Genomic DNA, 17,073 nt, shown 5'->3' on the forward strand with positions numbered 1-17,073 from the left:
CCATTATAGCAAGGCTAGGGGTCGATTTCCGTTCCACCAGGGTCCTTTCCAGTGAGCACGTAGAAGTTATATTGCACTCTAATCAACCATGCTACCAAAATAATCGAGAAAGGATTAGACATAACATCAATAAAATAAGTAGATTTTTACCTTTCATAATAGTTCTATTCTAAATAGAATTTAAATAAAAAGTAGCTGAAGATAAGCTTCAACTACTTTTTTAGTGAATTATGCATGTTTTGAAATGATTTGCTGAAGCTTAGCTTGCAGTGTCGGTAGGTCATGCATCGTAATCGTTGTTCTGACATAGCGTTCATCCATATCTAATGCCTCTGCAAAAAAGCTACCAATGCCTCTTACCTTGCGATCAATTTGCATTAAAATTTCCGCTGAATGATTAGACTGGGAGAGGAAAACGATTTCCAGCTCATCTAAATGCCCTCTATATTGTCCAGTTGGTACAAATTCAAATTCCTGTACAAATGGATAGTAGCCACGGAAGCGGGAAGGGGCTTGTTCGCATTCAGCTTCCCGTAAACGGAAACCTAGGCCTTGAATTGTATCCAGTATATGGCTTGCAAGCGTTGTTGGCTCCACACGAATATAATCCTTATCACTTGGATCGACAGCATTTTTAATATCAAGGCCCGTTTGAATCCAAACCTGTGTTTTACCAGCACTAATCGGTGTTTCAAATGGCAGTGTTATCGAAATAGGAAAGGCCTTTTCTTCACCAGCCGCCAGTGTGAAAGGCTCTGTTACTTTGACTTTTTGTAGAGCAGCAACCTCTGTATGTTTATGATCATTGGACTCGCGAATATAGGTCGTATTAACTGACAGATAAATAGCATCAACTTGTTGGTCAATTTGACCGCCACGCACGATGATTTCCCCCTGCATAACCTCTCCAGCGCGATAAGTATCCTTTGCCAATCTTGTATCCACTGTTGCTGCACCTATTCCAAAACTTGCTAATGCTTTATGAAAAAAAGACATCTTTCATTCCTCCTACTGACATGGTTAGCTATACATACGCTCGTGTTGAAAAAAGGTTTCAAGACTGGCAAATTTTTCGCTATACTAGTTGGAAAATGAAATTTTTAAATGCGTGTTGTTTTTGTAAGAATACTAAGGTAAGTAATGGTTTCTGCACCGATTATTCATATTTAGCTTTTATACTAAATGAATGTAGGTCTTCCTAATGATGAAAGATAGAGGGTGTTGAAATGTATAGTGTGATGTCCACCATTAGTCAGTTTATTAGTGAGCCAATTACGCAATTATTACATGGCTATGAGCATTCTGCATGGATGATGGCCGTTCTGCTTGACTTGATAGGTGCACTTGCTCCATGTCAAATAACAGGGAATATGAGTGCCATTACGTTTTATGGCAGTCGAACGCTTCATAGGAGCAGTATTTTGCAGGAGATTATGTTTTTTATGATGGGCAAAGTGGTTGTTTTTAGTGGGCTTGGACTGCTAGCTTGGCTGTTGGGTCAATCGTTTGAAACGAAGATGACGCTATATTTTCCAATCTTTCGTCAGGCAATCGGACCAATGCTGCTATTAACAGGATTCGTGCTAATCGGTTTAGTAAAATTCACCTTTCTGCAACGCTTGTCATCGAAATTACCACCTATAGTAAAAGAAGGGAAATTGGGTGCCTTTTTGATGGGTGCTAGTTTTTCGATTGCCTTTTGTCCGACCATGTTTGTCTTGTTCTTTGTGTGGCTCATGCCCGTTGTAGCAAGCACTTCCTATGGCTTCATCCTACCAAGTATTTTTGGCGTGGCAACGGCTGTACCGCTTATAATCATGCTCCTCTTGCTATATGTTTTTAATGCCAAACGTCTTATTGTAAGGACAAGCATGAAGATGGGGAGAAGTATGCAAATGATTGCTGGTTTATTATTACTATTAGTCGGCATGATAGACACGATTACATATTGGGGATTATAAGGATAAAGAGAACATAGCCGAGTGTTTTTGCTTGGAAACAATAAGGTAAATCGTCTGTGCCAAAGTGACATCTTAAATATACTCGATTTTTGCAGAGCTAGATTTTCGATTAAACATATACCCAATTTGGCAACGAAATTTAGTTTTTCACCATATCACGTCATCATCTTTGCGTATGCAGATGCTGGCAATATACCGATTAGTCTCTTCATGGTAATTACTAATAAGATGGTTGAGTGAAAGGGAGATGAATGGTTATGGTATATCCTGCAAAAGTAAACAAGGTTCCGGTTATATTGAGCTTCTTAATGGTCTGGCTCATGGCGGCTATGGCACTGTGGCTCTTCGCAACATCTTTAATGGTCATGATTATGTCTGTGTGTTTTATTCTTTCAGCAAGCGTCGTCTGGTGGTACGCCACATCTATTCAGTTTGTTTTTGATGAAGAATATCTATTAGAAGTGGTCCATTTAAAAGTAAAATCCCGTACCAAGGCATCACAAAGATTGCTCCTACAACTGCCGAATTTACGGGTTATCAGATTTCTACAGCTGATAAGGGATTAGAACTTTTCTATCAAACGCCAGCTCAAGGGAGTGTAAAGATGTTGCCACAGGATAAATGGGCATTTCTTAGTGAGCTAACAAAGCGATGTCCCCATGTACAGATTCCACAAGCCCAACATTTCAAGTAATGCTAGATAAGTTAAAAAAGGTAGCTGATGTGTTGATCAGCTACCTTTTGTTATTGATCAAGCTTTGTTAACGTTTTGCCGCTCCAACCAAAAATAATTGTTAGAATGGGACCTAGTAAGCAGAAGAAGGTGAAGGGTAGATAATCCAGTGTGGAGATACCGAGGACACTTGTGATGAAAATACCACAAACACTCCAAGGGACTAGCGGATTGACGACCGTACCAGCATCCTCCATGACACGAGAAAGGTTTTTCGGCGCAAGACCTACCTTGGCAAATTGCGCTTTAAAGGCTTCACCAGTTAACAGAATGGATAAATACTGCTCACCGATTAATGTATTGACACCAATGCCCGTAATCGCAGCACCTGTTATAACGGAGCCAGCACTTTTAAATAAGCTTTCAACTTTCCCTAAAATACTTTGAATAATGCCGAGTGTAAATAATAATCCACCCATTGTTAAAGCAAGTAAGACAAGCGCGATTGTAAAGAGCATACTATTCATGCCACCACGCGTTAGCAAGGCATCTACTTCCTCATTACCAGTTTGAGAGACATAGCCATCAAAGAGAATTTTGAAAACATCTGCAGCTGGTAACGGGTCAAGCATATAGGAAAGACCTACACCGATAATGGATACGACTGCCAAAGTAATGACAGCAGGTGCTTTATAAAAGGTCATGATTACAAGGACAACAATTGGCAATAATGTATACCAATGAATCAATCCTGTCGACAGTAGTCCTTCTTTAAATAGCTCCACGGTCTCAAACGATGTTGAAGCACCAGATGGCGATAAAATAGCGTACAGCACAAAGGAAATGATGAAAGCAGGAATAGTGGTCCAGCCCATATTTTTAATATGCTCAAAAAGATCTACCCCAACCGTACCTGAAGCAAGATTGGTTGTATCCGATAAAGGAGACATTTTATCACCAAAGAAGGCACCAGAAACAATCGCTCCAGCCGTGATCGTTAATGAAATGTCCATCGCACCAGCAATGCCCATAAATGCCACACCAACTGTTGCCACCGTTGTTAACGAGCTCCCAACAGAGATGCCGACGACGCTACATATAAGGAAAACAATCGCAAAGAAAAAGTTCGGTGAAACGGTTAAAAAACCATAGTAGATGAGCGTTGGGATCGTTCCACCCATAATCCAGCTCGAAATTAAAATACCAATGAAGAAGAAAATAAAAACGGCACCAAGTCCAGCACTAGCACCAGCAATCATACCGCCTTCCAGGTCACGAAAGGATACTTTCTTCCATAACCCATAAGCCAGCAAAATGGCAATCACTAAAAAAATCGGGATGTGGGGTGCTGCTTTTAAATAGCCAATACTATAAGCCATTGTGATAATAATTAACAGTATAATAAAGAATGCCTCTATAAATCGAGGGTTACTCTTTGCTTCTATTCGAAACATGTGAATCCTCCTAATACGAATAAATACTTCTGCGCTTCAATGCGGTGAAGCCAAAAAGTATTATAGCACGCTAATATTTTTTGTCAATTGACTGAAAACAGAAGGCCCACATGTTTTCATGCATTTATTGTATAAGCAACTCTAAGGACGAGCATAACAAGAAGGAATACGTTTGCGCGTACGATAAAATACAAAAAATAACAATGAAATTCCAGCATTTTCATGTAAATTTCGTTTACAATTCCTTAACATTTCACATCATAAACAAATAAGCGAAAAAAAGTTTATTTCAAGTATTTTTATAAAAATAACAGAAAAAACGGTTATATTTAAAGAAAAAACGGTGATTTTTAATATTTGATTTCCAACGTTTGCAACTTGAAAAACAGCTTAAAAATAAATGTGGCAAAATTTATATTACATTTTTGTAAAATCAACATCTGCATGTTTAAAATTTTGTTGAATTGTGTAAATGTTTTGTTATGATGATTCAGAAATCGACAATATTTATTTCACAGGAGGAACAGGATGTTCAACTCAAATAAGCAAGATCCATTTTTTCAGTCATTATTAAAAATCGCAAAAAACGTGAATGAAGGTATTTATTATGCACATAATGCTCGCATTCAAGATATAGATGCGTTAAAAGAAATTGCCGATACAATGAAGCAATATGAAACAAGTGGCGATAAACTAATTCATGAACTTATTGTGATGCTAAATAAATCTTTTATGACGCCTATCGAGCGTGAGGATATTTTAGCATTAGCGAATAAGCTAGATGATGTGATTGACGGAATGGAGGGCTGTATTGCTCACTTCAATATGTACAACTTAACGGAAGTGACTGAGCCAATGCGCCAATTCCTCACATATATTGCAAAAAGCACAGATGAAATGGTACAAGCCATGGAACTGTTAAATAGTAAAAAGCTTGTAGAAATGCGTAAACATGCTATTCAAATTAAAGATAATGAACGTGAATGTGATGAAATTTTCCGTTCTTCCATGAAGCAGTTATTTATCCAGGAAAAAGATCCAATGCGTCTGATTGTTTTCAAGGATATTTATGAGCAATTTGAAGATATTGCCGATAGCTGTCAAACAGTAGCTAATACAATTGAAACAATAATTATGCGTAATGCGTAAGATGGAGTGTACGAAATGGATACGATATTATTAATCACCATACTAGTCGTTATTTTCGCACTTGTGTTCGATTTTATTAACGGCTTCCATGATACAGCAAATGCCATTGCCACTTCTGTATCAACCCGTGCCTTAAAGCCACGTACTGCGGTTTACATGGCAGCGGTAATGAACTTCGTCGGAGCCATTACCTTCGTTGGGGTAGCGAAAGCATTAACAAAGGATATTGTGGACCCGTTTACTTTAAATGCCTATGACGGCGATATTACAGGTTCTGTAGTGATTTTAGCAGCTTTATTATCTGCCATCACATGGAACTTGTTAACATGGTACTTTGGGATTCCATCCAGTTCTTCTCATACATTAATTGGTTCTGTTGCAGGCGCAGCCATTGCCGCTGCAGGATTTGATATTTTGAACTATGCTGGGTTTATTAAAATTCTTCAAGCACTTATTTTTTCACCATTGCTAGCATTCGCAGCTGGTTTCCTAATGATGACAATATTGAAGATTATCTTCAAAGATATGAATTTATATCGCACAAATAAAGGCTTCCGTACCATGCAAATTGGGACAGCTGCCTTACAGTCTTTTACACACGGAACAAATGATGCTCAAAAAGCGATGGGGATTATTACACTAGCTCTAATCGCGGGCGGCCTACACCATGGGGACGATATCCCATTCTGGGTACGTTTTGCAGCAGCAACAGCGATGGGTCTTGGTACATCTGTAGGTGGCTATAAAATCATCAAAACAGTTGGTGGTAAGATTATGAAAATTCGCCCAGTAAATGGAGTAGCGGCAGATTTAGCTTCTGCTTCCATCATCTTTGGTGCGACGTTGATCCACTTACCAGTATCTACAACACATGTTATTTCTTCATCCATCATGGGTGTAGGAACAGCGCACCGCGTCAAAGGCGTTAAATGGGGCATGGCACGCAAAATCGTCACAACTTGGGTCATCACAATGCCAATCTCAGCCGTTATGGCAGCCTTGATTTACTATTTTTTAAGTTTATTTTTCTAGTACGATAAGAGGAATGCACAGCAATTGTGCATTCTTTTTTTATTGTGTGCTTTGAAAACCCCCTGCTATGCAGGGGGTTCCGGAAAGCTTTTAGCTATGGACAATAAAAAAACTCCAAACGTACAATAAAGTCAGGTCTAGTCAACCGACTTCGTACGAAAGGAGCCACCATAAATGGATAATAAAAGTTTAGCACATACAACGTGGAATTGTAAGTATCATATCGTCTTTGCGCCAAAGTATAGAAGGCAGATTATTTATGGTCAAATTAAAGCAGATGTTGGAAGAATATTGCGCCAATTATGTGAAAGAAAAGATGTAGAAATCATAGAGGCAACAGCCTGTCCTGACCATATTCATATGTTGGTAAGTATTCCTCCGAAATTGAGTGTATCTGCGTTCATGGGTTATTTAAAAGGGAAGAGTAGTCTAATGATTTTCGACCGACATGCAAATTTAAAGTATAAATACGGTAATCGTCAATTCTGGTGTCGAGGATACTATGTGGACACAGTCGGCCGAAATAAGAAAAAGATACAAGAGTATATAAAAAATCAATTACAAGAAGATATCCTGCAAGATCAAATGACGATGAAAGAATTCATTGACCCATTCACAGGAGAAGAGATCAAGAGAAAGAAAAAATAAGTAAGCCGCTTTAGCGGTTTGTGTGAAAACGGAGTGCGGTTGGCAGACCATTCAGAATGTCTTTAGACATGGGCCAGTACCCCAGCGTTTCACGCGCAGAGCAAACCACCAGTTATACTGGTGGTTCTGATTTGCGTAGATAAGTGAAGGATAGCGAGAGCAAGAAACAGGATAAAGGAGAGGAAGAGGATAGGAAGAGCAAAGTGGAGGATAGAACGAGAAAAGCGGAGGATAGAACGCTCAAAGTGGAGGATAGAACGAGAAAAGTAGTGGATACAACGCTTAAAGTGGAGGATAGCGGAGAGGAAGTGGATAGGAAGAGCAAAGTGGAGGAAAGAACGCTCAAAGTAGGGGATAGCCTGAACATAGCGGTGGATACAACGCGCAAAGTAAAGGTTACACCTAGTAGAATGTTGGGAACACTCCTACTTGTGCGAGGAGCGGATTCTCTCTAAGGTTAATTATAAAGAAAGTATAAACTTCGGAGAAAATCACTTTTTCCATAGTAAGGTGGAAACAGGAGGAGAACGAATGAAGGAAAAGTTACTACTGATTGAGGATGATGTCGCTATTGGTCGGATTGTCAAAGAGACGCTAGAGCAGGAGGGGTACGGTGTGGCGTGGGCGACTACGGGCCTTGAAGGGTTAGCAGATTTTCAGGCGGATTCCTTCGATTTAGTGTTGGTGGATTGGATGCTGCCAGAGATGGATGGGCTTGCGGTTTGTCAGAATATACGCTGGGAAAGTGATGTGCCGATCATCATGATGAGTGCTCGTAAGGAGGAAGCGGATAAGGTGGAGGGCTTGCAGGGGGCAGATGATTATATTGCAAAGCCGTTTAGTTTAGAGGAGTTGAAGGCACGTGTGGCTTCCCATCTTAGGCGCTGGAAACGTTATAACAAGCTAGAGGAAGTAGAAGATCGGACTGCCTATGCCTTTGGATTAATGATTGATTGGCAACGAGCGATAGTGAGTGTTAATCAGCAAGAGCTAGCGTTAACCCAAAAAGAATTTGCTCTTTTCAGGCTACTTGCTAAAAATCCGAGTCAAACCTTCACAAAGGAGGAACTGTATCAGCATATTTGGCAGCAGCCGAGTATAGAGGACACACATACGGTCACAGTACATATCAAGGCATTGCGTGAAAAGCTCAATGATTCTGTGAAAAGCCCTCATTTTATTCAAACTGTATGGGGCAAGGGATACCGTTTTATAGGTGAACCATTATGAAAATTAAAACATGGTTACTCCTTACTTTTTTTCTTGTCATGGTGTTACCGATTGCAGGGGCATACAGCCTTTATGTATGGATAAATGCTTATTATCAAGATAAAAATGTTGCGGAATACTTTGATAAGTGGACTGAGCTGAATCAAATAAAAGCAACCATTGACAATCCAGCGCTCTATCAAAAAAACGCGGATTTACAAGAGTTAGAAGAGCTGACAAATGAGCAGCTAGGAATTACCCTTTATACAAAATCTGGCTTTATTTTATATTCCTCCAATCCTTTGTTATCAGGCTATGTTGGAAAAGAGCGCATGTTTAAAGGATTATTTGATTTACAACAAACATACAACGCCTTTACCTATAAGGAGCCTGTCTATCAACAGGGCGATTTATTGGGTGTCTATGAAATTCAATTAGTTAGGGTAGATTGGGTAAAGGGTGTTGAAAATCGTTCATGGCTTGTTATAACAGGTTCCATTCTACTATTCCTTGCCATCTATTTAGCTGTCCTGTTCGTGCTTAATCGTAGACTAAATCGACCATTAAAAGAGCTGATGCAGCAAATGCGCATTTTTGCAAAAGGTGGTCATGTGGAAACAAATCTTAGCGCAAGGAAAGATGAAATTGGAGAATTAGCTCAATCATTTGTGGCCATGCAGAATGAAATTGAGAAGACAAGAGCTTCCTTAAAAGAGGAGCAGCTACAAAAAGAGTTGATGATTGCAAGTATTTCTCATGATTTAAAAACGCCCCTGACTGCCATTCAAGCCTATGCAGAATCTTTACAAAGTAGGGGGCTTACAGAACAGCAACAAGATGAATATCAGCAGGTCATCGTAACGAAGGCTGATCGGATGAAGCATATGCTAGAGGATTTACTCATGTATACATTGCTCCAATCAACGAATTATGAATTAGAGCTGGTTGCTGTTGATGCTGCAGAATTTTTTGAGATGGCATTGTCTGACTATGAACCATTATGTGAGGAACAAGGATTTACTTTAAACGTTTTCTGCGATGTAGATGGGCTATATGCGGTTCACCCGAAACAATTACAGCGTGTGATTGATAATTTAATGAGCAATGCTTGGCGCTATGGTGAAATCGGTACATCTATTGGCTTAGCGGCCGTCAATGCTGGGAGTTATCCAGTATGGAGTTTTGATTTCCTGAAGTCAACTTTGAACAAGCAAGAAGGTGTATATATCATTGTACAAAATAGTGGTCAAGGTATTTTGCAGGAGGACATCACAAAATTATTTGAGCCCATGTATCAAGCAGATCGTGCAAGAACGAAGGCTGGAGAACGAGGGACAGGTCTAGGTTTAAATATTACAAAACAAATTATCGAAAAACATGGTGGTACAGTAGAGCTGTTTTCGCAGGAGAATATCGGAACAGCTGTAGTATGCTGGCTACCACCTTTTAAAGGAGCAATTAAAAATGAAATGGAAAAAAACATGCCGAACAGCGGGCTTAATTGCTGTGATGACATTTAGCTTAGTGGGCTGTAATACGGAGGCATCGTATTCACCACAGGAAATTATTGAGCAAGCACTACAAGAATCCAAAGAACCACTAACTTATTATGGCGAATACACATTAGATATGGGGGAGCTTGGTGGCAAAGCCCAAGTGAAAGAGTGGGTCAAGGATGGCAATAGACGTATGGAGATGACAGGTGACAATGGTGAACACGTCATCTCAGTCATGACTGATTCACAAGTGATAAGCTATGATGTTGCTGAAAATACAGCCTATAAAATGGCCTTTCCACAAGGCGGACTAGATGGGCTTCAATCACCTAGAGATCAAGTACAGCTTATTTTTAAGTTAATCAAGGATACACATGAGATTAAGATCGCAGGTGAGGAAAAGGTAGCTGGTAGAGACACGTATAAAATTGTAGCCAAAACGAAAAAAAGCGAATCGTTATTTGGGGATATCGAAGTATGGATTGACAAGAAAACATGGCTGACATTAAAAACGAAGACAGATAATGCAGGAAATCAAATGATCACGGAATTTACAAAGATGGAGGAGGGTAAAAAAATAGATGACCAACAATTTACACTAGATCTACCTAAGGATGTAACGATTGAAGAAATTAGTGGGGAGGATACTTCAGAATCTGTTTCGTTAGAAAGTGCCAAAGAAAAACTAGGAGCTTTTTTAGTAGTCCCACAAGAAAATGATCTAACGCTAGACAAGATTTCCATGGCTAAAGGATTAGAAGATCGACCTGAATATTCGTTTGACTATGGATTAGATGGGCAGCCAGCATTTTTTGTTACTATTTTCAAGGCAGATCCGAGTTTAGCAGAAATTGAGCCAATATTAAATGAAAAAGAGATGGTTATTCGAGGGCAAAAAGGAACTGTTATGGATGATGAAAATTTCCGTTCCATTTCTTGGCAGGAAAATGGCTATCAATACAATATCGTTGGGGAAAATCCAGCGTTAACGCTTGAGGATCTTTTAAGCTATGTGCAACAAATGACATTTGTTCAATGAGGTGATGCTATGAAAAGAGCAGAAGGGCTGAAATGTCTTGCATTGTTTTTATTTACCACTATTTTCTTATATGGAGTAGGGGAAACCTATGGAGTATCTTGGCTACAATTTCACTTTTTAGGTCAGTATGATGATGCAGGTTTTTATTTTAGTTTTACATCCCTGATTCCCATCGTGATTGGCCTATTTATGGTAGGGCTTTATGAATCCATCTTAAAACGTTTTATCTAAATAGAACAGTGGTAGGATCACAGATGGATGATCCTGCCTTTTTATGGTTTAATTTAAAAAAGGAGGTTTTTGACGATGTCTACATTTATAGTTGGTGCACTCCAACAATTGACCTCACCCCTGTTGATGGTTGTATGCTTTTATTTTACATTAACTTATTTTCATCATCTAAAGATAGGTGATGATAGGGGCATCAAGAACACAAAATGGGCAGCGGTGCTGTGCTTAGCGCTTGCTTTGATATTACCGTTTATTTACAACTTTCTTATCTTCATCATGAGGGGATAAAATGATCCGTACATAGTAAATGTAGCAGGTTTATGATTTATAAATAGATGATCTATTAGTTTAAAAACAACCACTCTATACGGTCACCGAACCATGTAGAGTGGTTGTTTTTTTGTAATACTTACGTAATTTGCTGTAAATGTGTTTTCTGAAAGGCTTCCTCATATTTTAAACCGTAGCCAAGTGCGCGATCTAAGAAAATATGTGCGAGCCAAATTAAAGCAACCATCAGAAATATAGAGCTAGACATCATAAAGTCTATTACTAGAAGGAGGGCAGGCAATACAAAGCTATGCCCAATATTATAGAAAACAGCGCCTATTTTCGGATTGAGGAGATAGCCGATCATAGTGATGTCAGGGAGTAATAAAAACACCATAAAATACAGCCATGAAAAATCCAAGTGCCCATAGAAAAAGACGGTGATAATCAAGGCAATCACATATTCTAAAGAGATGATTTTACGTAATTTCATCATAAGCCACGACCTTCCAATAAATTTTGATACATCCCCTCTATGAGAGAGGCAATTTTTTCTTGATTTTTTTCATATTGTCCGTCAGCCATTAATGTTTTAGTCAATTGTAATGATTGCAGTGCGTGCTGATAAAAACGTAGTTGTTGCTCGATTTGTGCTATTTTGACTGAAAATAGCTGTACGGTTTCTTCATTACAAGCTGTGGAGATAGGTTTTTGTTCCAATGTCAGTAAATGTTTAATTTCTTGTAAGGTAAAGCCGAGTTGACGTAAGACGATGATGAATTTCATTGTCTGCTCACATGCGGCATCATACACACGATAGCCATTGTCCTGTTTTCGGGGATGTAAAAGACCCTCTTTTTCGTAGTAACGGACTGTATCAGTTGTGAAGTGAAATTTTTCGGCGAATTGTTTAATTTTCATACGAGCACCTCCTAAATTAATCCTAACATTGGAGTATGCTCCAAGGTCAAGGTTCTTTTTGAATAATAGTTAAAAAATGAAACGGTTATTTAGTGGCAGTCGTTTATAGTGTAAGAAGGGGAGGTGGACGGCATACTTGAAGAAATAATCGATGAACATGCAGAACATTTATTACGTCTCGCCTATTTTTACGTGAAAAACCGGCAAACAGCCGAGGATATTGTGCAAGAGGTCTTTATTAAATTTTCTCAGCGTGGCTATGAGGAGCGAGGGCAGCTACGTGCATACTTATCCACGTTAACGATTAATCAAAGCAAAGATTATTTAAAAAGCTGGCATTATAGAAAATTACTATTCCAAGAAAAACTATTTCCGCTACAGGGGCATAAACAGCGGGATGAGCTCGTTGCAGCAGAGGAACGATCTCAGATTGGGGCAGCCATTTTAAAATTGTCCTTAGCCTATCGTGAGCCCGTCATTCTTTATTATTTTGAAGAAATGAAGATTCGTGATATTGCGCAGCTACTAGGAATTGCAGAAAATACGGTGAAAACAAGGCTGAAACGGGCAAGAGAAGCATTAAAGCCCCATCTAAAGCAGGAGGAATGGGAGGTGCTAGGGCATGAATGATATACAGAAGGAATTAGTCAATGTAGCAGGGGATGTGACAGTGAGCAAAGAAAGCGTCAAAAAACATGTGTTACAACAGCCGACTAACAGAAAAAAATCTGTACGATTCACGCTATTAACGGTTGTGCTCACTCTTTGTGTTGTGGGTTTTATAATGATGCAGCTTTTAACGAATGAAACAAAGCAGACGACCGCCCTATTCCATGAAAGGCAACTGGAGCACTTTGAGCGTATTAGCCATATGATACGGTCAGGGCAAGAGCAGGCATATTATAAAGAGGAGGCGTATTTTTCATATGAAAAACTTGTTGCCTCCTACTATTTTGCGAAATCATTAGGGGTTACCTATTCTAAGAAAGAGTTAGAGGCAGAAAGAAAGAAACAGGTTGAGCAATTGGAAATGCTACAGCAATCGCCTGAATCTGAAGCTCTTTTTCTCGGACTAGAGCCGAAACAATATGCGAAAACATACCTTGAACCCCTCCTGCCAATGTATACAGCTAGGACGAAGCTGTATACGATATATCAAGAAAAATATCCAACCTTTTATGCTTATCAAGAGGTAGCCAATATTGATGCCAAACGGTATTTCCAAGCGCATTTTGCTGAGCAGGCAAGAACCTTTCAAAAGGAGCATAACATCGAAATACGTACCAGTGCACATGGCTCTTCAATGGTCGGCACAGTTGCGAAGGTCGAATCGAATGTTTTCTTATTTATAGAAGGAGTGATTCCTGAGGATCTAAATCATATGACGGAGGGACAGCTTGCGGAAAAATATGAACAAGCCGATTGGTATCCTGTGCTGGATGAATTTCCTGTCAAGCAGGGGGATTATATTACTTTCACTTCAATGGGAACAGGGAGCATTGAGGAAAACGGAGTCGTAAGAAAATATGGTTTATTAACTAAATTGGAAAAACTAGAGCCAACCATTACAAAGGTGCTTGAGCTGGAAAATGAACAAGAAGTCGCTCAGTTTTTGCAGGATGTCCCGTGGCAGCCAGCCAATAAGATAGCAAGACCTCCCGAGTATTCTTTTCAGGTTGATGGCGTGCGTATCGAAATGTGGAAGGGCTATGGTGGATCTCTTTATCTTCAAAAGGTAGGGAGTGGAGAAATCCAGCTGAATGCTAAAAGAGCAATGCAGTTAAAAGCGCTAATAGGTTTACAGGAATCTTAGCAAGTCTCTTTGAAAGAGGCTTGTTTTTTGTTGAGGAGAAAATTATAGTGAAAGTACCATGTTAAAATAACTTTTCATTACATCTAGGATAAAATACATAGAGATATTTGTTGTTAGGAATAATTGCTTAATGATGGGAAATTAAATGAGTCCAAAGAATTGTAATATTTTGTGTGCAAAGGTAGTATTAAAGAAGTAAGGGTGAAAATAAGGGGGAGCGGTATGAACACACAAGAATTTGAAGAATTATGGATTACGCTCAATGAATTATATAATGCTGATCGCTTTTTAGAATATATAGAAATAAGTAGTGCCGCAATCGAGAGTGCCATTGAGCTTGGAATGTATGATAAGGCTATCCTGCTATTGCGCTATAGTTGTGCTAGTTATTTTCAAACGGGTGATCTACAGCTTTCCATCAGTGTCCTTGAACAATATCGTGAGCTAACCTTTCAACATGGCAATGATATCGATTTAATTCAATACTACAATTTAGCCGCTATTTATTGGGGAACATTTGGTCATTTAAAGAAATCAGAAGAGTTAATGCTGAAGGGCTTAAAAATAGCTGAAACGATTCATCATGTGGAGAGTATGGGGAAAATTTACAATAACCTAAGTGATTTAGAAATTTCGATGGGCAACTATCGCACAGCCAAGGAATTTGCCCTAAAAAGTCTTTACTATTCGAATGCATTTGAAGTGAAGCATAAAGAGCCCTATACAGGGGTTATGTATCCTAAAACGAACCTAGCTGTTGCACTTATCTGGCTGGAAGAATTTGATGAAGCGAACGAACTCTTACTAGAATTGCTGGCAACGATTCAAGATCCGCCTTATTCGAAAGTACAACTAGAGGTATTCAATGCGTACGCCTTCCTATGTGAAAAACAAGGGCGTATCAGTGAAGCCATTGACTTATATCAAAAGACGAAACATTATGCCCTGCAAAACAATGACCTGTCCTTGCTGCAAATCATTTATAATTCTTTAGTGAAATTAATTGAGGCACAGGGCAATAAAATTGTGTTATGTGCTATACAAAAAGAATTTATAAATATTTTATTAGAAATTCAACGTGAAAACTATTCACATGTATTGTTTGAAATGGAATACAACGATCATAAGAAGCAATTTGAAAAAAATGCCTATATGGATCCGCTGACAAATATCTACAATCGACGCTATTTTGATGAACAGGCGAAAAAGATGGTTGAAAAAGCGGCCGAAAGTAATCAGCAACTAGCTTTAATGATGGTGGATTTAGACCATTTTAAAGAAATCAATGATATGAATGGACATTTAATTGGCGATGATGCGTTGACGAGTACAGCCAAAGCATTAAAGGACTATTTTGAACCGTTTGAGTCCATTGTTGCTCGTTTTGGTGGGGATGAATTTATTGTGCTAAGTCAGGTTAAGGAAGGGGAATCGGTGCAAATATTGGCTGATAATCTTTATCACGCATTAACGGCATTGTCTCTGGTAGTGAATAATGAAAAGGTTCATTTGGAATTTAGCATTGGAGTAAGTACCAATCAGCAAGGCAGCATTGTAAAAGTGGAAGAACTAATCCAACATGCAGATGAAGCGCTCTATAAGTCCAAGCGCAATGGTCGCAACCAAATTACGCACTATAATCATTATTCCGATGTGGGAAATGGTATATAAACGAGGGAGAGGCATATCTGCATAGGAAGTGCCTCTTTTGTGTAAGTTGTCAACTAATGGTTTGGATTGATTAAGCCATAATAAACAATATCTTCGAAAGCACCATTTTTATACACATGCTGTTTTAGGGTTCCCTCATAATGCATCCCGCATTTCTCCATGATTTTGCCGGATGCAGGATTGGATTGAAAATACTGAGCATAGACACGATGATACTTTTTCTCTTGAAACGCAAAGGCGATGATTGCTTGGGCTGCTTCTGTCCCATAGCCATTTCCCCAATAGGGCTCCCCAATCCAATAGGCGATTTCACCCCTTTGATGTGGCTGCTGATTGGACAACCCTATCGCCCCGTATAATTGCCCACTGTGTTTGTCTGTTATAGCCCATTCATAGAGGCGATTCTCCTCAAAGTTTTGTTGATGAGTGGCTATCCATGACAATGCACAATCTATTGTATAGGGATAAGGTACGTTCAGTGTGCTTTTGTAAATGGCATAATTGTTACATAAAACACTTACCTCAGGTGCATCTGCTTCTGTAAAAGGGCGGAGTAATAAACGCTCAGTCTCCATTGTTTTTTCTGCTGCTCGGTAAATCATCGAATTCCTCCTTTGTCTTCAGTGCTATTTTTTAAAGCTTGAGAAGATGAATCGATTATAGCACAATAAAAGGGAAAATAAACCAAATAACAGTTAAAAATACATCTTGAATCAGAATAAATATTTATTGAAAAACGATAAAAATTATGATAAATTGTACAGGAGAATAAATAAAAGAGGTGCGTCAGATGAAACGAGAAACGCTCTTTTTAAAGATAGCTGTTTTTCTAATGGGAATACCGGTTCTTGCCTTATGTCTATTGGTAGTTCCTCGTGTAGCGATAGGGGCAGCACAGCATTTTCCGAAAACAACCATTTTTGCTTTACTAGGTGTTTATGCAACGGCCATCGCCTATTTTGTTGCTCTGTATACGACGATTAAACTACTAAGCTATATCGATCAAAATATTGCGTTTTCAGAACGATCCGTGAAAGCTTTAATCAATATTAAATATTGTGCAATTATCATTAGTGGTGTATATGTGGTAGGGATGCCACTGATATACTATGTGGCAGAAGTAGATGATGCCCCTGGTCTTATTATTATCGGAATGGTTATTATTTTTGCTTCCTTTGTCGTGGCAGTCTTTGCTGCTGTGCTGCAAAAGCTTCTAAAAAATGCCATCGATATCAAATCAGAAAACGATTTAACGGTTTGAGGTGAATACTATGGCAATGATCATCAATATTGATGTAATGCTGGCAAAACGAAAAATGAGCGTAACAGAGCTTTCAGAAAAAGTGGGCATCACGATGGCAAACCTTTCTATTTTAAAAAACGGCAAGGCCAAAGCCATTCGTTTTTCAACGTTAGAGGCCATTTGTGAGGCATTGAATTGTCAGCCTGGCGATATTTTGGAATATCGAAAGAACGAGGACACGCAAAAATAAGAGTCTGCTTCAT

22 protein-coding genes are annotated in these 17,073 nt (G+C 39.0%); 17 read left to right on the forward strand and 5 right to left on the reverse strand.

What is annotated here, in order from left to right:
* Nucleotides 1-228 precede the first annotated feature (228 nt).
* Nucleotides 229-996, reverse strand: a complete 768-nt coding sequence (locus NV349_RS08910) for a sporulation protein (protein ID WP_271913031.1) — start codon at nt 994-996, stop codon at nt 229-231.
* 230 nt (nt 997-1,226) lie between these two features.
* On the opposite strand from NV349_RS08910, the gene NV349_RS08915 reads away from it, so the two are divergent.
* From NV349_RS08915 to NV349_RS23195, 3 genes are all read left to right on the forward strand, one after another.
* Nucleotides 1,227-1,961, forward strand: a complete 735-nt coding sequence (locus tag NV349_RS08915) for an urease accessory protein UreH domain-containing protein (protein WP_271913032.1) — start codon at nt 1,227-1,229, stop codon at nt 1,959-1,961.
* 257 nt (nt 1,962-2,218) lie between these two features.
* On the forward strand, nt 2,219-2,527 hold the full coding sequence (locus NV349_RS08920; RefSeq protein ID WP_271913035.1) for a hypothetical protein: 309 nt from the start codon (nt 2,219-2,221) through the stop codon (nt 2,525-2,527).
* The gene (locus NV349_RS23195) at nt 2,467-2,655 is read left to right on the forward strand and encodes a PH domain-containing protein (protein WP_442916448.1); all 189 of its coding nucleotides are present in this window, start codon (nt 2,467-2,469) and stop codon (nt 2,653-2,655) included. Before NV349_RS08920 ends, NV349_RS23195 begins: the two co-directional genes overlap by 61 nt.
* Before the next feature lie 50 nt (nt 2,656-2,705).
* Here the strand turns inward: NV349_RS23195 and nhaC are convergent, their stop codons facing one another.
* Nucleotides 2,706-4,088, reverse strand: a complete 1,383-nt coding sequence (gene nhaC, locus NV349_RS08925) for a Na+/H+ antiporter NhaC (protein WP_058843728.1) — start codon at nt 4,086-4,088, stop codon at nt 2,706-2,708.
* Between the two features lie 528 nt (nt 4,089-4,616).
* Between nhaC and NV349_RS08930 the strand changes: the two genes are divergently transcribed.
* From NV349_RS08930 to NV349_RS08970, 9 genes are all read left to right on the forward strand, one after another.
* The gene (locus tag NV349_RS08930) at nt 4,617-5,237 is read left to right on the forward strand and encodes a DUF47 domain-containing protein (protein ID WP_004229078.1); all 621 of its coding nucleotides are present in this window, start codon (nt 4,617-4,619) and stop codon (nt 5,235-5,237) included.
* Between the two features lie 15 nt (nt 5,238-5,252).
* Nucleotides 5,253-6,269 (forward strand): inorganic phosphate transporter, encoded by a 1,017-nt coding sequence (locus tag NV349_RS08935; RefSeq protein ID WP_058843727.1) that lies wholly within the window; start codon nt 5,253-5,255, stop codon nt 6,267-6,269.
* Between the two features lie 174 nt (nt 6,270-6,443).
* Complete coding sequence (gene tnpA, locus NV349_RS08940; protein ID WP_036129052.1) at nt 6,444-6,917, forward strand: IS200/IS605 family transposase; 474 nt, start codon at nt 6,444-6,446, stop codon at nt 6,915-6,917.
* A 203-nt stretch (nt 6,918-7,120) separates the two neighbouring features.
* Entirely contained in the window at nt 7,121-7,372 is a 252-nt protein-coding gene (locus NV349_RS08945; protein WP_271913038.1) for a hypothetical protein, read from the forward strand.
* Nucleotides 7,373-7,448: 76 nt separating this feature from the next.
* Nucleotides 7,449-8,147, forward strand: a complete 699-nt coding sequence (locus NV349_RS08950; RefSeq protein ID WP_249645801.1) for a response regulator transcription factor — start codon at nt 7,449-7,451, stop codon at nt 8,145-8,147.
* Nucleotides 8,144-9,646, forward strand: coding sequence for a HAMP domain-containing sensor histidine kinase (locus tag NV349_RS08955; RefSeq protein WP_271913039.1), 1,503 nt, complete (start codon nt 8,144-8,146; stop codon nt 9,644-9,646). Before NV349_RS08950 ends, NV349_RS08955 begins: the two co-directional genes overlap by 4 nt.
* Nucleotides 9,591-10,661, forward strand: a complete 1,071-nt coding sequence (locus tag NV349_RS08960; RefSeq protein ID WP_036117258.1) for a LolA family protein — start codon at nt 9,591-9,593, stop codon at nt 10,659-10,661. The genes NV349_RS08955 and NV349_RS08960 overlap by 56 nt, the downstream gene beginning before the upstream one ends.
* A gap of 9 nt (nt 10,662-10,670) precedes the next feature.
* Nucleotides 10,671-10,892 carry a hypothetical protein gene (locus NV349_RS08965; RefSeq protein ID WP_036117260.1) on the forward strand — a complete coding sequence of 74 codons (222 nt, stop codon included), beginning with the start codon at nt 10,671-10,673 and terminating at the stop codon, nt 10,890-10,892.
* Nucleotides 10,893-10,967: 75 nt separating this feature from the next.
* Nucleotides 10,968-11,180, forward strand: a complete 213-nt coding sequence (locus NV349_RS08970) for a hypothetical protein (RefSeq protein WP_271913042.1) — start codon at nt 10,968-10,970, stop codon at nt 11,178-11,180.
* A 121-nt stretch (nt 11,181-11,301) separates the two neighbouring features.
* Here NV349_RS08970 and NV349_RS08975 read toward each other — a convergent pair whose 3' ends face one another.
* Together NV349_RS08975 and NV349_RS08980 are read right to left on the reverse strand one after the other, a co-directional pair.
* Nucleotides 11,302-11,658 (reverse strand): DUF4260 domain-containing protein, encoded by a 357-nt coding sequence (locus NV349_RS08975; protein WP_231745004.1) that lies wholly within the window; start codon nt 11,656-11,658, stop codon nt 11,302-11,304.
* Complete coding sequence (locus NV349_RS08980) at nt 11,655-12,083, reverse strand: MerR family transcriptional regulator (protein WP_089932420.1); 429 nt, start codon at nt 12,081-12,083, stop codon at nt 11,655-11,657. The genes NV349_RS08975 and NV349_RS08980 overlap by 4 nt, the downstream gene beginning before the upstream one ends.
* A gap of 123 nt (nt 12,084-12,206) precedes the next feature.
* Here NV349_RS08980 and NV349_RS08985 point away from each other — a divergent pair, with 123 nt between their 5' ends.
* The 3 genes from NV349_RS08985 to NV349_RS08995 all read left to right on the forward strand — a co-directional run bounded on the left by NV349_RS08985 (nt 12,207) and on the right by NV349_RS08995 (nt 15,567).
* Nucleotides 12,207-12,713, forward strand: a complete 507-nt coding sequence (locus NV349_RS08985; protein WP_101966791.1) for a sigma-70 family RNA polymerase sigma factor — start codon at nt 12,207-12,209, stop codon at nt 12,711-12,713.
* On the forward strand, nt 12,706-13,896 hold the full coding sequence (locus tag NV349_RS08990; RefSeq protein WP_271913048.1) for a hypothetical protein: 1,191 nt from the start codon (nt 12,706-12,708) through the stop codon (nt 13,894-13,896). The genes NV349_RS08985 and NV349_RS08990 overlap by 8 nt, the downstream gene beginning before the upstream one ends.
* A 222-nt stretch (nt 13,897-14,118) precedes the next feature.
* Nucleotides 14,119-15,567 carry a tetratricopeptide repeat-containing diguanylate cyclase gene (locus NV349_RS08995; protein ID WP_058843721.1) on the forward strand — a complete coding sequence of 483 codons (1,449 nt, stop codon included), beginning with the start codon at nt 14,119-14,121 and terminating at the stop codon, nt 15,565-15,567.
* A gap of 53 nt (nt 15,568-15,620) precedes the next feature.
* Here the strand turns inward: NV349_RS08995 and NV349_RS09000 are convergent, their stop codons facing one another.
* Nucleotides 15,621-16,169, reverse strand: a complete 549-nt coding sequence (locus NV349_RS09000; protein WP_271913050.1) for a GNAT family N-acetyltransferase — start codon at nt 16,167-16,169, stop codon at nt 15,621-15,623.
* A 188-nt stretch (nt 16,170-16,357) separates the two neighbouring features.
* On the opposite strand from NV349_RS09000, the gene NV349_RS09005 reads away from it, so the two are divergent.
* Together NV349_RS09005 and NV349_RS09010 are read left to right on the forward strand one after the other, a co-directional pair.
* Complete coding sequence (locus NV349_RS09005; protein WP_036117275.1) at nt 16,358-16,828, forward strand: DUF2975 domain-containing protein; 471 nt, start codon at nt 16,358-16,360, stop codon at nt 16,826-16,828.
* A gap of 10 nt (nt 16,829-16,838) precedes the next feature.
* The gene (locus NV349_RS09010; RefSeq protein ID WP_036117277.1) at nt 16,839-17,060 is read left to right on the forward strand and encodes a helix-turn-helix domain-containing protein; all 222 of its coding nucleotides are present in this window, start codon (nt 16,839-16,841) and stop codon (nt 17,058-17,060) included.
* Nucleotides 17,061-17,073: the final 13 nt, after the last annotated feature.

It is taken from the genome of Lysinibacillus sp. OF-1 (assembly GCF_028356935.1).
Classification (GTDB): domain Bacteria; phylum Bacillota; class Bacilli; order Bacillales_A; family Planococcaceae; genus Lysinibacillus; species Lysinibacillus fusiformis_D.